Raw genomic sequence first — 15,183 nt, forward strand, 5'->3', positions numbered from 1 at the left:
TCTTGTTATTTACCTTAAAAAATAGCTAGAGATTATTTGGATAATGGAAATAGTTGAAAAGTTAAACCATGCTTTAAAGGGACCTATATGAAAAAATCCGCCTAAAGCAAATAATAATACAACAATAATCGCAAGGATACTAAAGAAGTAATAGTTCAGTTTATAAGCCAGCACAGGATTATTCATAACTCTGTCAAATTTTCTCTCACGATATATTTTTCTAGTAACAAGCATATTTGTCAAAGCGGGGATTTTTAACAATTGTTGTTTCAAAATATCTGCATCTCGCTGACCAAGTAACTCAGAAAAAATATGATCCTCAGATTCAAAGTCAAAAGTATACGTATAAATAGCAACACGTTTTGGTGGGAATGAACGTTCCCAGTCAAGGTAGTTTATTTTATTTTCTCTTAAAGTAATAGCTTTGATTGTGTTATAAGGATAGCTAAAGAATGTTTGTTGATCTAAAAATTCGATAATTGTTGTAAAAATCATTCTTTGATTCGTAAAAATCAAAATTCTATTTCCCCTTAAGTCATTGAAATCTTTCACATAAGCTTTTGCTTCTTCTGATTCAGGATGATACATTCCTAGTAAACCAAGACCAACTACAGAAGCGTTTTGTCCATCATTGGTCATTGGTAAGTATGCACGAATTTCTTCTCCGTCTTCTAAGTAAAGCTTAAATTTCTCTATAAAGTCCTGTAAAAAAATATACATTTTTGTTTGATTGAATAAACTCTTTTTTTGCTGTGTATTCAACTCTTTTTTTGAGTTGTTTGTTATTTCTTTATTGATCTGGTTAATAACAGTTTTAAAAGGATTGACCATTTGAAATTCCTCCTTAAATTTTAAAATGTGTGAGGCTTGTTTAACTCAGATAGGAAAAGATATTTGTGATTGGCAAATTTTATATTTTTAGTGAAGACTTAGTCTCAGAAGCTAGAGAATATAAAATCACTGGTGCTCACTTGTTCAGATTCAACAGCTGTTTTAGCTTTTTTCTTCCACGTGAAAGATGATTATAGACTTGTGAAACTTCCATATTTAATTCTAAGGCTATTTCATTTGGTGTATCTTGATAATAATAATATTTTAAGAAAATCAATTGATCTTCTTGTGTTAGATGTATTAATAAATCTAATAATTCTTCTTTTTCAAAATAATTTTCTTCTAATATACTCTCAGGCAATTGTTCAATGGGAATAATCTTTTGTTCTCGAATAATCAAACGTTTTTTGTCTAAACAAATGTTGCGTGTAATAGTTAAGCTCCAAGTTTTTAAGCTGCTCTTTTCCTCGTCATAAGTAGAAATTTTTTGCCAAATACGATAAAAAACCTCGTTTTCAATTTCTTTGTGATAGTCTCTTTCTTCTGAATGATTTAAGATAGCTCGAATACATTTAACGATATCAGTTCCGAAAAGATCAATAAATTTTTCTAACCCTAAAAAATCTTTTTTTATTAAAAGCGCTATAATTTCCTGCTCCATCTATTTATCACCTTCTTATCTTATTATACGACGGAGTTTCTTTTTTTCTATCATGAAAAAATAAAAATAATGCGTATCTTTATTTTGAAGGAGGAAATACATGGATTATCGTACGTTTTTACACAAGTATAAGCAATATTTGATTATGGGAGTTGTGATTATAGCACTATGTATCATTGTTACGTTAGTTTTAGTTAAATCTAATGCTAATACATTACAAGAAGAAGAATTGACTATGCCATCCGCTAGTTCATCACAACTCCCAGAAACTGAATCGATTTCTCGCCAAATATACGTAGATATAAAGGGAGCTGTGAAAAAACCAGGGATGTATGAGGCAACAGAAAATATGCGTGTCTGGGATGCTGTAATGCTTGCTGGAGGGATAAGTGATGAAGCGGATACCAATCAAGTTAATTTTTCTGAGCGAATTATTGATCAAATGGTGATTTATGTGCCAAAGATAGGAGAAATAATTCAAAATCCTGAAAAAAATAACGATTCTAAAGAAAATCCAACTACCGATTCTGAAAAGATTAATTTAAATAAAGCAAGCGAGACTGAATTACAGACTTTACCTGGTGTGGGGCAAAAGAAAGCACAAGAAATTATTCGTTATCGCGAAGAAAATGGTGGATTCAAAACAATTGAAGACTTAAAGAACATTGCAGGATTTGGAGAGAAAACATTTGAGAAGTTGAAAGATTCTATTACTTCTTAAAAATGCTTCTTTTTTGATAATAAGAGGCAGAAATTAACAATTTTTACAAATATCTTGTGCAGGTTCTTGACGAGACTTTTTCTATAATTTACTATTTGTATATCCTACTATAAAATTGAAAATCAGCAAAAATAGTTTAAAAAAATAAATATTAAAAAGGAGAAAAAAATGACACTAGAACGAATTCCTTGGGATCAATATTTTATGGCGCAAAGTGTACTGTTATCTTTAAGAAGTACGTGTACGAGATTAGAGGTTGGCGCAACAGTTGTCAGAGATAAGCGAATCATTGCAGGCGGGTATAACGGGTCAGTCAGTGGAGATGTCCATTGCATTGATGATGGCTGCTATGTTGTTGATGACCACTGTGTTCGAACGATCCATGCTGAGATGAATGCAATTTTACAATGCGCAAAATTTGGTATTCCTACAGATGGAGCTGAAATTTATGTGACTCATTTCCCTTGTTTACAATGTACCAAAATGATTTTGCAGGCTGGAATTAAGAAAATTCATTATTTAAAAGATTATCGAAATAACGAATATGCGATGGATTTGATCCAGCAAGTTGGCGCAACAGTAGATCAAGTAACCTTATCAAAAAAATATTTTGCTGAATTACAATTAGGGGAAGAAGAGATTGCTTCAATGGACGAAGCACCTCAAACAGATCAATAATTACTGGATTTTTCCAGTTTTATTAACTATAGGAACGGTTTTTTTATTTTTAAAACCAAGCTTACTAACAGGAATAGTTTGGTTTTATCTTATTAGTCGAGTTCTTTCCACAAGAAATAAGCTGCTCGTTAGTATCAGTTTTTTAGGGATGTTTTTGATAATTATTTCATGTTATATCACTATAATTAAAGAAAAACAACCAAAGTTCTCAGAAACAATAGAAACCAAAGGACAATTGTCGGTATTACCGGATAAGTTTAAAATTGATGGTGATCAACTTCAGTTGGAGGGAAATTTTTCTACGTATAAAAAAGAAGAGCGCAGAACAATAGCTTTTTATCGTTTTACTTCTGAGGAAGAAAAACTAAGATGGCAAAATGAAAATCAAGTTACAAAGATTACTCTTTCAGGTATATTTGAGACACCCATTAGCCAAACTAATCTTAATGGTTTCGATTACCAAAAACACTTGAAAGAAAAAGGTATATATCAAACGTTCACAATTAGCGATATACGTATAATTAAAACTGAAAGGCCTAAATTTTATGAAATCTTAGCTTGGTTAAGCATCATCAGAAAAAAAGCAATTGATTATTGTTCAGATACATTTTTGGAAGAAACCGCAATACATCTTAAAACATTGATTTTTGGTTTTAAATCAAGTGAGTTTTCTCAAAAAGAGGGTATGTTAGCCAATCTAGGTATTTTGCATTTGTTTAGTTTATCTGGAATGCATGTAACCTTTTTCATAGGAAGTTTTAGATATTTGTTCCTGAGATGTGGTATTACTGTCGAACGATTATTTTGGATGCAGTTACTTTTTTCCTTTGTTTATGCAGGATTAACCGGATTTTCAGTTAGTGTTGTTCGAGCATTGATGCAGAGTATGTTCTCTCTTGGCAATCGTGAGTTTAAATGGTCTTTATCTGGTTTAGATTGTTGGAGCTTATCGCTATTTGTTGGGCTTGTTTTTCAGCCGTACATGTTATTTTCAGTTGGTGGCCAATTAAGTTATGGATTATCTTTTTTCATTTTATATGTTCATCCTATTGTAGAACGAATTAAAAATAGATACATAAAAATGTATTGTTTCTCTCTTTTACTGAATGTTACGATGATTCCTTTAGTGGGACTTTCTTTTTTTGAATGGCAACTCTCAAGTAGTTTGTTTACGTTTTTGTTATTACCTATTTTTGAGCGAATTATTTTGCCAGTACTAACGATTAGTTTTTTAGGATCATTTTTATTCAAGTTCAACCTTTTAATTGATGGATTGGAAATCTATTTCGTGATGCAACAAACAGTTTTTGAGTGGCTAAGTCGTTACAGCACATTTACAATAGTTACTGGTGCTTTTTCTCCGTTACTTTTTATTTTGATTTGTTTGCTTCTTTTTTTATTGCTTCATACAATGTCTATTCAATCAAAAAAATCTTATTTAATAGGTGTTTGCCTTTTTCTAATGATGTACAATAAGTTTTTTTCCTTCAACGGATCTGTTGCTTTTATTGATGTAGGACAAGGTGATAGCATCTTTATTCAAGCACCTTTTCATCAGGAGAATATCTTGATTGATACAGGTGGGAAAATTGATTTTCAAAGAGATAAATGGACAGTTAAAATAAAAAAAACAACGAACGCAGAATATTCAGTGATTCCTTATTTGAAAAGTAAAGGCGTCAAACACCTAGATAAGGTGTTGATTAGTCATGGTGATATTGATCATTGTGGTGATTTAGTAACGATCAATGATAAAATCCCAATCCGCTCACTTTACTTCCCAATTGGAACAGAAAATAAATTTGCTTTTCGTCAGATGATCGATCGCTTAAAAAAGACAGGAACAAAATGTTATCCAATTTTAGCTGGGGCCTCTATCAGTCAAGTAATTCCCATTAAAATTCTTGCTCCTAATGTTTCAGGAACAGGGGAAAATAAAGATTCGATGGTAGTCTATACAAAAATTGCTGGTAGACGTTTTTTATTTACAGGTGATTTAGAAAAAGAAGGGGAGCAACAATTATTAAAACAGTTTTCATCACTAAAAGCGGATGTATTAAAAGTAGGTCATCATGGTAGTAAAACTTCATCAGATCCTTTGTTTATTGAAAGAATGCATCTGACTGATGGAATTATTTCATGTGGTCGAAACAACAGATTCAAGCATCCCCATGAAGAGCCGGTTGCGGCATTAAATAATAATAATGTAAAGATTTATCGAACTGATAAAAATGGGATGATTTATTATGAATGGACACCATTTTCAAAAATGTCATCAGCCCAAACAATCATGGGAGAAGACTAGCATTTCTTAAAGCGACATGATAGGATGTAAAAGAGAAATGAGGGGAATTATGAATTTACAAGAGGCGTTGAAACAAGTAAGACAACAACAGTTTGCTTCCGTTTATTTAATTCAAGGAACAGAAGGGTATTTAAGCGAGTTATTTAAAACAGAATTAATGGGTCAGTTAATCAAGACAGAAGATGATCAATTTAACTACTCTTCATTTGACATGGAAGAAATCCCTTTATCTGTTGCAATGGAAGAAGCTGAAACAATTCCATTTTTTGGTGATTATCGGTTGGTTTTTATTGAAAATCCTTATTTTTTAACCGCTGAGAAAAAAACGAATGGACTTGATCATGATATTGATAGTTTACTTAAATATATAGAACAGCCATCACCAACAACGATTTTAGTATTTGTTGCAAATGTTGATAAGTTAGATGAACGAAAAAAGGTGACCAAAGCTATAAAAAAACTGGCTGAAATCATTGATGTCAATCCAATGGGAGAACGGGAAGTAAGGCAGTACGTAGAACAAACGATTCAAGGTGAAGGATATGAAATTCGACCAGAAGCCTTTGATTTATTATTGCAGTTGACTGATTTGAACTTATCCAAAGTTATGGGCGAATTACAGAAATTATTTTTATATGCTTCTGATAGCAAAGTAATTTCATTAAATAGTGTCAAAGAACTAGTACCTAAATCCTTAGAACATAACGTGTTTGACCTGACAAATGATGTTTTATCTGGTCATGGGGAAAAAGCAATACAATTATACGAGGATTTATTGCTTCAAGGAGAAGAAACAATCAAATTAAATGCGATTTTATTAAATCAAATTCGTCTCTTTTTACAAACAAAAATTTTAGCAAAACTAGGTTATCAGCAAGCAAATATTGCTGAAACATTAAAGATTCATCCATATCGTGTGAAACTAGCCTTACAACAAGTGAGAAGATTTGAGCTTGATCGATTAGAAGCAATTTACGATGAATTGGTGGAGAATGATTTTCAAATGAAAACAGGTAGGATGGATAAAGAATTGCTTTTCGAACTATTCATTCTGAAATTATCTGGTCAAGTTATGAGTTAAACAAATTGATTGGAAAGGACTTGAACTCCAGAACTAGAAATAAGAAAGAGCTTTTTTACTATAGAGAGAAGAGTAAGGAATGAAAAACCTTTATGTTTTTCATTCCTTATTTTTATAGTATAAAAAGAAGCTAACACGAATGTTAACTTCTAAAAATCATTATTTAGCTAATTTTTTGCTTAGACGTGATTTGTCACGGCTTGCTTTGTTTTTATGGATTAATCCTTTTGTTTCAGCCATATCAACAGCTCTTGCAGCTTCTGTATATAACGCATCAACATTGTCAGCGCCGGCAGCTACAGCATCTTCAAATTTCTTGATAGCTGTACGCATAGCATTTTTTTGAGATGAATTTTGAGCATTCTTATTAGCGTTAGTACGTACACGTTTGATTGCAGATTCAATATTTGGCATTTCTTTCACCTCCGATAAATTAAGGTCTTACACAGGAAAATCCATATGTAATTCAACACTAATCATTATACCTAATCCCAACAGGCATTGCAATAAAAGATGACAAGTTTTTTTCCTTAACAGTAAAATTATTGATTTCATCATGTAAAAATGAATTTTTATTTAAGAATAATCAAACGGGTTCTGCTGTTTTTGAAGGATATTTTTTTTCAGGAGAAAATTTGTCAATAGGAATTGTTTGCAACATTCTCAAGCCATTTAAAATAACTAAAATCGTACTGCCTTCATGTCCAATCACTCCTAATGGTAAATTAATAACTTGGAAAAAATTAGATAGGATCAGCATTATAATGACTCCAGCAGAAAGGACAATGTTCTGAGTAACAATTCGTTTCAATTTTTTTGAAAGTAAGTGGCTCATTTGTAGTTTCGCTAAGTCATTTTGCATCAAAACCATATCGGCGATATCCATAGCAATGTCTGTACCTTCTCCCATAGCTATACCGATAGCAGCGTTTGCTAGGGCAGGAGCATCATTGATACCATCACCAACCATTGCGTTTACGCCATATTTTTCTTTTTGTTTTTTGATTAAGATTGTTTTGTCCTCTGGTAAACAATTTGCATAAACTTCATCAATCTCAAGTTCATCGGCTACAGCAGAGGCTGTTTTTTCATGGTCTCCAGTAATCATAGTTGTATGAATACCAGCTTCTTTAAAGTAGCGGATCGTTTTCTTTGCTTCAAGTTTAGGAACATCTAATAATCCAAAATAAGCAACGATTTCTTGGTTCTTGAATAAACAAATCACTGTTTTTCCATTTTGTTGTAGTTCATCTATTTTTCTTAACAAGGTTTTATCTACTGAGGTTTGGTCGTTGAACGTACTTTTTCCAATACGCCAAGTAGTAGAGGAGACAGTTGCCTCAATACCAAAACCAATAATATTTTTGACCGCTATTTGTTCATAGCCTTGGGTAGTTTCATCATCAAATCGGCTAACAATTGCTTGAGCTAAGGGATGAGTGGATTGTCTTTCCATTGCTACAAGGATATTTAAGGCCTCTTGCTCGTTTGCTAGAAATAAAGCATCAGTAACGATAGGAACGCCACGAGTCAAGGTGCCAGTTTTATCAAAGGAGATTGCTTTTAATGAAGCTAAATTTTCTAAATATACACCGCCTTTAAATAATACGCCGTTTCTTGCTCCATTAGATATTGCTGCTAACGTTGCAGGTGTAGCAGAAGCTACCAAAGCACAGGGAGAAGCTACGACTAATAAAACCATTCCTCTGTAAAAACTTTCACTCCATGACCAACCTAAAAATAAATACGGAATCAAAATCATCAATGGGATAGCAAGCAATACAACTTTTACATAAATATTTTCTAGTTTATCAATAAAACTTGCTGTTTGTGAAGGGGTATTTTGTGCTTCATCTACCAGTCGGATGATCTTAGCAAACAGAGTATCCTCACTATTTTTAGTGACTGTCATTGTAATTGCTTCACCCAAATTGATTGTTCCTCCAAATAAAAGATCATTTTTTATTTTTTCAACTGGAACAGATTCACCTGTAATAGCTGCTTCATCAATAGTTGAAGCGTTGTTTATTAATGTACCATCAATCGGTATACTGGCGCCTTTAGGAACTAGTAGTAAATCGCCAATCTGTAATTCATTGACAGCAGTTTCTGTCGTTTTTCCTTGATCATTCAGCAAAAGTGCTGTTTCAGGCTGCATATTCATTAAACTAGCAATTTCTTTTTTGCTTTTGTTTGTTGTATATTCTTCCAATGCACCACTAAGACAGAAAATAAAGGTCAACATAGCACCTTCAAACCAATTACCTATGATACAAGCACCAATTGCAGCCAAAGCCATCAGTAAATCGACATTTAAATGTCGATTTTCAACAGTTTCAAGCACACCTTCTTTTGTTTGTTTAAATCCACCAAAAAAAATAGCCGAAATAAAACTGATGGGATAAAAAACTGAACCGGATTTTTCTAGTATAAATCCAATTATTATAAATACTAAACATACAATAGTAGATAAAATTGCTTTTTTTTCTTTTGAAAGTCTCATATGTATCACTCCTTATAAAAAGGATAACACATATAAATTCTAATTGATAATAGAAATACCTAAATGAGAATGATAGTGGTTATCAATTAGAATTAATGTTTAATTATAAAGGTTTGTTCGAGTGACTAAAATAGATTAATTCTAATTAATAGTGATAATCATTATCATTGAAATTAAATCTTTTTATAGTGTTTACTAGTAATTATCAGAATAAATAAAAAAAGAACCGATCGAATCGGTTCTAGTGTTCTTATGAAAATAGCCAATAACTGATAAGCAGTACACCTAATATAATTCGATACCATCCAAAAGCGGTGAAATCGTTTCGTTTTAAGTAGTTTAGTAAGAATTTGATAACGATGACTGAAACAACAAAAGCCACGATAGAGCCAGTCAACAAAATAAATATCTCTGTAAACCCAAATGAATTTCCTTTTAACATAAACTTCACAATTTTTAAGAAACTTGCGCCAAACATGACAGGGATTCCAAGGAAGAATGAAAACTCAGTTGCAACAAATCGTGAGGCTCCAATAATAATGGCTCCAAGGATTGTAGCTCCTGAACGAGAGGTACCTGGAATCAACGATAAAACTTGGAAAAAGCCGACAATTGCTGCTGCTTTATAGGTAAATTGATTTAAGTCTGTACACTTTGGTTTGCGTGTTCGATTTCTTTTTTCAATTACCACAAAGGCAACCCCGTAAACTATCAACATTAAAGCAACGGTAAAGAAATTATGGAATTTTGCTTCCAACCAGTCGTCTAGTGGGATTCCAATGATTGCAGCAGGTGCACAAGCGACAATCACTTTTGACCAGAGAACCCAAGTGTCTTTTTTCTCTATTTCACTTTTTTGAGGAGAAAAGGGGTTCAGTTTATGAAAATAAAGAAAGACAACAGCCATGATCGCACCTAGCTGAATCACCACATTGAACATCTCCATGAAATCTTTACTGAGGTTCATTTTAATAAATTCATCGACTAAGATTAGATGCCCAGTACTACTAATAGGAAGCCATTCTGTTACACCTTCGATAATTCCTAAAATAATTGCTTTCCATAAATTTGATAAAAGCATAGGTTCAATCCTTTCTAGAATAAAATAATAAATCATTAATAGTATACCTTTTAGTAGCAGAAAATCCAACTAACTTTTCACTAGCATTAAAAAAATTGGAATCTACTATATTGATTGTTGTAATTATTCTGAGAATTTTCTATACTATTACTATTCATGAAAATTGGAGGATAAAGTAAATGTTTGGATTTTTGAAAAAGAAAGAACCAGTTCAATTAAATGAAACTTTATATGCAGTTGCCACAGGGACTTTGATTCCAGTTAGTGACGTCAACGATCCTGTTTTTTCGCAAAAGATGATGGGGGATGGCTTTGCAATTATTCCTGAAACCGGCGAAATTTATTCACCGATCGAAGGGGAAGTTCTTAGTGTTTTTCAAACAAAGCATGCAGTCGGTATGAAGATGGGGAATGGACTAGAAATTTTACTTCATATGGGGATAGATACTGTAGAATTAGACGGAGAGCCATTTGATATAAAAGTTCGTGAAGGCAGCAAAGTGTCAAGTGGAACATTGGTGGCTAAGGTTGATTTAGAATCAATTATTTCTGCTGGAAAAGCTACTGATATAGTTGTGGTGATTACCAATATGGATGCCGTAAAGAGCTTCGATTTGATTAAAACAGGACAAATCCATGTAGAAGACGAAGTTGGTTACGCTAGAGTATAATCAACTAATCATTAAAAAGAGTTGAAAACGGAGAAAAGTTTTCTGCTCTTTTTATATTAGTTTTGAATGAAATTAAATTCCAAATCAAAAGTCGTTTTTGTTATAAATGTTGAAATTAAATTTTAAATAATATATAATGAAAGCGCATTAGAAGGGAGGCAAAAAAATGTATGGTATTTCGATTTTTCTAGGCGATGAAATAACGGATGAACTTAAGGGATATATTCAAGAAATGAACCGAATTGGATTTAAGGGGATTTTTACCTCCTTACATATTCCAGAAGAGAATGCTGAACTTTACGCACAACGACTGAGTGAACTTGGCAAAATAGCCAAAAAAGCTAAGATGAAATTAATGGTTGATATTTCAGGAGTTGCTTTGAAGCGAGCTGGATTTTCTTTTGAAAGGTTAGACGAAATTATAGATTTAGGAGTAACTGGATTACGCATTGATTACGCCATCTCAACCCAAGTCATTGCAAAATCCTCTCAGTATCTAGATATTGCTCTGAATGCTAGTACGATTACTAAAGATGACATAGAGGAATTAAAATCTTTTAGTGCTAATTTTGCGAGCATTGAAGCATGGCATAATTACTATCCAAGACCAGAAACAGGCTTGTCTAGCCAGTTTTTTAAAGAAAAAAATGAGTGGTTAAAACAATCAGGTTTTAAGGTGGTTGCTTTTGTACAAGGAAACAAGCAACTTCGTGAACCTCTTCATGAAGGATTACCAACACTTGAGAAACATCGCTATAACAATCCTTTTTCAGCGGCAATTGACTTGAAAGAAAGTTATCAAATCGATGGTGTTTATCTTGGAGATTCAATGATTACCAGACGAACACAGCGTCAATTTGAACAATACATTAATTATGATGTTATGCAGTTGGAAGTAGAAGATATTGGCAGTCGCTATTACCCATTAATTTTGGGGGAGCATACCAATCGTCAGGATGAAGCAAGAGATGTGATCCGCAGTGCAAAAGCACGCTTTGGAAAAATTGAAATGATTGAACAAGAAGCGTTATTAGAACGAAAAATAGGAAGTGTGACGATTGATAATAGTCACTATGGAAGATATATGGGGGAAATTCAATTAACAAAAATTGATTTGCCAGAAAATGAAAAAGTCAATGTTGCAGCACGAGTTGTGCCAGAAGATTGCTCTTTATTGCAATTAATAACAGCTGGTAGAGCCTTTAATTTGATGGAGAAGGGAACGTTGTAGAATGAATTTAGAGAAATTAACCACAGAACGTAGAAATCAGGAAACTATGAATTTAGATGAACTAACTATAAAAGAAGCCTTAGATAAAATGAATCAAGAAGATCAAAAAGTTGCTTTAGCCGTAAAAGAAGCACTTCCGCAAATAGAACCCGTTATAAAATCAATCATAAATTCTTTTAATAATGGTGGACGATTGATTTATATAGGAGCTGGAACCAGTGGACGCTTAGGTGTGTTAGATGCTGCAGAGTGTGTCCCTACATTTGGTGTTATGCCCCAAATGGTACAAGGTTTGATTGCGGGTGGGCAAAAAGCCATGACTGTAGCGGTTGAAGGTGCAGAAGATTCTAAAGAGCTAGGGAAACAAGACTTAATAGATTTGACACTAACCAGCAAAGATACTGTGATCGGAATTGCCGCAAGTGGACGTACTCCCTACGTAATCGGTGGTTTGATGTACGCTGATTCAGTAGGTGCCATTACTGCCTCAATTTCTTGTAATAAAGAAGCTGAGATCAGCCAATTTGCACAATGGCCGATTGAAGTAGATGCAGGACCAGAATTTTTAACTGGCTCAACGCGCTTGAAATCTGGAACGGCACAAAAACTAATTTTAAATATGCTATCGACTATTTCAATGATCGGAATTGGCAAGGTATATAAAAACTTGATGGTGGATGTAAAACCAACTAACGAAAAGCTAATTGAACGTTCAAAACGAATTATTATGGAAGCAACGGGTTGTGACTACGAAACGGCAACAACCTATTTTACGAAAGCAGACAAAAATGTGAAATTAGCAATTGTAATGTTACTAACAAATACATCAAAAAAAGAAGCGGCAGAAAAATTATCTCAAGGAAATCAATTTATAAAAAATACACTTTAAACGTATTTGGAAGGAGAAAGAATCATGGCAGAAGATAAAATCAAACGTTTAGCTAGGGAAATTTATAAGGAAGTAGGTGGTCAGGAAAACGTACTAAAACTACGTCATTGTATGACACGAGTTCGTATGGATGTCCTTGATTACAGCAAAGTTGATTTAGAAGGATTAAAAAATATTGATGGTGTAATGGGAGTCGTTGAAGATGATACGCTACAAGTCGTAATTGGCCCTGGAACTGTGAATAAAGTGGCACAAGAAATGGTTGATATCGTTGGCGTAAAGTTAGGGGAGCCATTTCCAAGTCAGAAAGAAAACAAAATAGAACAAACCGGCAAACAATTAGTTGAAGAAAAAGCTGCTCAAGTAAAAGCTGCACAAAAAGAAAAGAATAAAAGTAACTCTGGATTTAAACTTGTTTTGAAAGCGATTTCTAATATTTTCGTTCCATTGATTCCAGCTTTTGTTGGAGCGGGAATCATTGGCGGTATTGCAGCAGTAATGTCCAACTTGTTAGTTGCGGGAACGATTGGTGATTCCTGGCAACAATATATAGATATTTTAAATATCATAAAAAATGGGATTTTTGCATATTTAGCTCTATACACTGGGATAAATAGTGCTAGCGAATTTGGTGCAACACCAGCGCTTGGGGGAGTAATTGGAGCAGTAACGATGTTGACAGGTATGAATCCTGAAGCGCCATTGCCAAATCTTTTGACTGGCGGTACTTTATCAGCTGGTCAAGGCGGGATTATTGGTGTTATATTTGCAGTTTGGCTACTTTCTTTACTAGAAAAACAATTGCATAAAGTGATTCCAGATTCTATCGACATCATATTTACGCCAACGATTTCTTTGTTAACGATTGGTTTGATCACTATTTTTCTTATTATGCCAGTTGCTGGTTTTATATCTAATAGTCTTGTCGGTGTAATCAACGTTGTGTTGGAAAAAGGAGGTATTTTAGCTGGTTTTACTTTAGGTGCTACATTCTTGCCAATGGTTATGTTTGGACTACATCAAATATTAACACCGATTCATATTGAAATGATCAATCAGACAGGAATGACATTATTATTACCTATTCTTGCAATGGCTGGTGCTGGGCAAGTGGGTGCTGCTTTAGCATTGTGGATTCGCTGTAAAAAAGATGCAAAACTTGTTGAAATGATCAAAGGCGCACTACCTGTAGGGATTTTAGGGATTGGTGAACCGTTGATTTATGGTGTGACTTTACCTTTAGGTCGCCCATTCGTTACGGCTTGTATCGGTGGAGGTGTTGGTGGAGCTGTAATTGGAGCATTTGGTAATATTGGTTCGATTGCAATTGGACCAAGTGGTGTGGCGTTAATACCATTAATTGCTAATAACCAATGGTTAGCTTATGTTTTAGGGTTACTAAGCGCTTATGCTGGAGGTTTTATTGCTACATTTTTCTTTGGTATTCCAAAAGATTTACAAGAAAAATAAGAAGATAATTATAGAAAATGGTATAACTTTTTACTCTATATTAGCGGATGCATTTCTTTTCTATTTCATTTTAGCTATAATAAATTTATGAAGGAATTGACTCTCTTTTTATAGTTAAATAGAAGAAGCTTGACCTAAATGGGAAAAAGGATGTGTAGTAATGCCGCAAAATATTATCTTGACGATTCAAGACCATCTTAAGCATTTGCCGGGATCTGAACAAAAAGTGGCAGAATATATTTTAGAAAATACAGGGGAAGTTATTAATCTAAGCGCCCAAGATCTTGCTAAAAAAGCAGGCTCAAGTCCAGCTGCTATTATTCGTCTGTGTCGATCAATCGAAGTAAATGGTTTTACTGAACTAAAATTATTGATTTCAGCAAATCTAGGTACTGTAGATACAAAAATGTATACTGAAGTCGAAAATGGCGAAAAGACATCAGTGATAAAAGAAAAGCTCCAACATCGTTTGGTTCATGTATTGGAAAGAACCCGTGATTATTTGGATGATGAAGCGATTGATCAATCTGTGAAGGCAGTGGAAGCGGCGGAAATTATCTTTGTTTATGGATTGGGTGCTTCTTCACTAGTTGCACAGGATATTTATCAAAAATTTACTCGAATTGGACTAAGTGTTTTTTTTACGATGGATCATCACTTATTTGCTACTGCGATTGGAACAAACCGGTTAAAAGGGATTTTCATTGGTATTTCAAATTCTGGAACAAACCAAGAAACAAATGCGCTAGCTGATCTTGCTATAGAAAAAGGGTTGCCTGTTATTGCACTAACAACAAATCCCAATGCAAAGTTGGCAGAAAAAAGTTCGATTTTGTTGTTAACCGCAGAAGGAGAAGAAGCGCCTTTAAGAAGTGCTGCAACTGTTTCTTTAACGGCACAACTGTATCTGGTGGATGTTTTATTCTTTGCCTATGCAGCAAAAAACTATGATGTGACATTAGAAAAGATCCAACATTCAAAAGGAGCCGTTGAGATCGTTAAAAAAAGCAATTAAATCTTGACAGTTTATTCAAATAAAATAAGGTACAAGAGGAAACGAG

14 protein-coding genes are annotated in these 15,183 nt (G+C 33.6%); 9 read left to right on the plus strand and 5 right to left on the minus strand.

The features are described from left to right. Positions 1–9: 9 nt before the first annotated feature. Positions 10–831 (minus strand): PH domain-containing protein, encoded by an 822-nt coding sequence (locus AC4BB2_RS05935; RefSeq protein WP_490474507.1) that lies wholly within the window; start codon positions 829–831, stop codon positions 10–12. Positions 832–967: 136 nt separating this feature from the next. Beyond that, positions 968–1,492: an RNA polymerase sigma factor gene (locus AC4BB2_RS05940; protein WP_490474508.1), complete on the minus strand. Its 525-nt coding sequence runs from the start codon at positions 1,490–1,492 to the stop codon at positions 968–970. Between the two features lie 100 nt (positions 1,493–1,592). On the opposite strand from AC4BB2_RS05940, the gene AC4BB2_RS05945 reads away from it, so the two are divergent. From AC4BB2_RS05945 to holA, 4 genes are all read left to right on the plus strand, one after another. After that, positions 1,593–2,213 (plus strand): helix-hairpin-helix domain-containing protein, encoded by a 621-nt coding sequence (locus AC4BB2_RS05945; RefSeq protein ID WP_490474509.1) that lies wholly within the window; start codon positions 1,593–1,595, stop codon positions 2,211–2,213. A 168-nt stretch (positions 2,214–2,381) separates the two neighbouring features. Further along, on the plus strand, positions 2,382–2,891 hold the full coding sequence (locus AC4BB2_RS05950) for a ComE operon protein 2 (protein WP_490474510.1): 510 nt from the start codon (positions 2,382–2,384) through the stop codon (positions 2,889–2,891). Next, complete coding sequence (locus AC4BB2_RS05955; RefSeq protein ID WP_490474511.1) at positions 2,854–5,196, plus strand: DNA internalization-related competence protein ComEC/Rec2; 2,343 nt, start codon at positions 2,854–2,856, stop codon at positions 5,194–5,196. Before AC4BB2_RS05950 ends, AC4BB2_RS05955 begins: the two co-directional genes overlap by 38 nt. A 49-nt stretch (positions 5,197–5,245) precedes the next feature. Then, complete coding sequence (gene holA / locus AC4BB2_RS05960; RefSeq protein ID WP_490474512.1) at positions 5,246–6,277, plus strand: DNA polymerase III subunit delta; 1,032 nt, start codon at positions 5,246–5,248, stop codon at positions 6,275–6,277. A 159-nt stretch (positions 6,278–6,436) separates the two neighbouring features. Here the strand turns inward: holA and rpsT are convergent, their stop codons facing one another. The 3 genes from rpsT to AC4BB2_RS05975 all read right to left on the minus strand — a co-directional run bounded on the left by rpsT (position 6,437) and on the right by AC4BB2_RS05975 (position 9,861). Then, positions 6,437–6,691: a 30S ribosomal protein S20 gene (gene rpsT / locus AC4BB2_RS05965; RefSeq protein ID WP_490474513.1), complete on the minus strand. Its 255-nt coding sequence runs from the start codon at positions 6,689–6,691 to the stop codon at positions 6,437–6,439. A gap of 172 nt (positions 6,692–6,863) precedes the next feature. Next, positions 6,864–8,780, minus strand: coding sequence for a heavy metal translocating P-type ATPase (locus AC4BB2_RS05970; RefSeq protein ID WP_490474514.1), 1,917 nt, complete (start codon positions 8,778–8,780; stop codon positions 6,864–6,866). 250 nt (positions 8,781–9,030) lie between these two features. Beyond that, a complete protein-coding gene (locus AC4BB2_RS05975; RefSeq protein ID WP_490474515.1) occupies positions 9,031–9,861 on the minus strand; it encodes an undecaprenyl-diphosphate phosphatase in 831 nt (276 codons plus the stop codon). Between the two features lie 179 nt (positions 9,862–10,040). Here AC4BB2_RS05975 and AC4BB2_RS05980 point away from each other — a divergent pair, with 179 nt between their 5' ends. The 5 genes from AC4BB2_RS05980 to AC4BB2_RS06000 all read left to right on the plus strand — a co-directional run bounded on the left by AC4BB2_RS05980 (position 10,041) and on the right by AC4BB2_RS06000 (position 15,137). Beyond that, positions 10,041–10,532 carry a PTS sugar transporter subunit IIA gene (locus AC4BB2_RS05980; RefSeq protein WP_490474516.1) on the plus strand — a complete coding sequence of 164 codons (492 nt, stop codon included), beginning with the start codon at positions 10,041–10,043 and terminating at the stop codon, positions 10,530–10,532. Positions 10,533–10,698: 166 nt separating this feature from the next. After that, complete coding sequence (locus AC4BB2_RS05985) at positions 10,699–11,763, plus strand: DUF871 domain-containing protein (RefSeq protein ID WP_490474517.1); 1,065 nt, start codon at positions 10,699–10,701, stop codon at positions 11,761–11,763. A gap of 1 nt (position 11,764) precedes the next feature. Further along, entirely contained in the window at positions 11,765–12,652 is an 888-nt protein-coding gene (murQ, locus tag AC4BB2_RS05990; RefSeq protein ID WP_490474518.1) for an N-acetylmuramic acid 6-phosphate etherase, read from the plus strand. A 24-nt stretch (positions 12,653–12,676) separates the two neighbouring features. After that, positions 12,677–14,122 (plus strand): PTS transporter subunit EIIC, encoded by a 1,446-nt coding sequence (locus tag AC4BB2_RS05995; protein WP_490474519.1) that lies wholly within the window; start codon positions 12,677–12,679, stop codon positions 14,120–14,122. Between the two features lie 160 nt (positions 14,123–14,282). After that, positions 14,283–15,137 (plus strand): MurR/RpiR family transcriptional regulator, encoded by an 855-nt coding sequence (locus AC4BB2_RS06000; protein ID WP_490474520.1) that lies wholly within the window; start codon positions 14,283–14,285, stop codon positions 15,135–15,137. The last annotated feature ends 46 nt before the right edge of the window (positions 15,138–15,183 follow it).

The sequence above is a fragment of the Enterococcus sp. AAFC-DPL-5146 genome (assembly GCF_058216635.1).

Bases quoted from the DNA above. Each gene is read 5' to 3' on its own strand.
- rpsT (WP_490474513.1), bottom strand. From the start codon at position 6,691: ATGCCAAATATTGAATCTGCAATCAAACGTGTACGTACTAACGCTAAT.
- AC4BB2_RS05940 (WP_490474508.1), bottom strand. From the start codon at position 1,492: ATGGAGCAGGAAATTATAGCGCTTTTAATAAAAAAAGATTTTTTAGGG.
- holA (WP_490474512.1), top strand. From the start codon at position 5,246: ATGAATTTACAAGAGGCGTTGAAACAAGTAAGACAACAACAGTTTGCT.
- AC4BB2_RS05945 (WP_490474509.1), top strand. From the start codon at position 1,593: ATGGATTATCGTACGTTTTTACACAAGTATAAGCAATATTTGATTATG.
- AC4BB2_RS05935 (WP_490474507.1), bottom strand. From the start codon at position 831: ATGGTCAATCCTTTTAAAACTGTTATTAACCAGATCAATAAAGAAATA.
- AC4BB2_RS05970 (WP_490474514.1), bottom strand. From the start codon at position 8,780: ATGAGACTTTCAAAAGAAAAAAAAGCAATTTTATCTACTATTGTATGT.
- AC4BB2_RS05950 (WP_490474510.1), top strand. From the start codon at position 2,382: ATGACACTAGAACGAATTCCTTGGGATCAATATTTTATGGCGCAAAGT.
- AC4BB2_RS06000 (WP_490474520.1), top strand. From the start codon at position 14,283: ATGCCGCAAAATATTATCTTGACGATTCAAGACCATCTTAAGCATTTG.
- AC4BB2_RS05985 (WP_490474517.1), top strand. From the start codon at position 10,699: ATGTATGGTATTTCGATTTTTCTAGGCGATGAAATAACGGATGAACTT.
- AC4BB2_RS05980 (WP_490474516.1), top strand. From the start codon at position 10,041: ATGTTTGGATTTTTGAAAAAGAAAGAACCAGTTCAATTAAATGAAACT.
- AC4BB2_RS05975 (WP_490474515.1), bottom strand. From the start codon at position 9,861: ATGCTTTTATCAAATTTATGGAAAGCAATTATTTTAGGAATTATCGAA.
- AC4BB2_RS05995 (WP_490474519.1), top strand. From the start codon at position 12,677: ATGGCAGAAGATAAAATCAAACGTTTAGCTAGGGAAATTTATAAGGAA.
- murQ (WP_490474518.1), top strand. From the start codon at position 11,765: ATGAATTTAGAGAAATTAACCACAGAACGTAGAAATCAGGAAACTATG.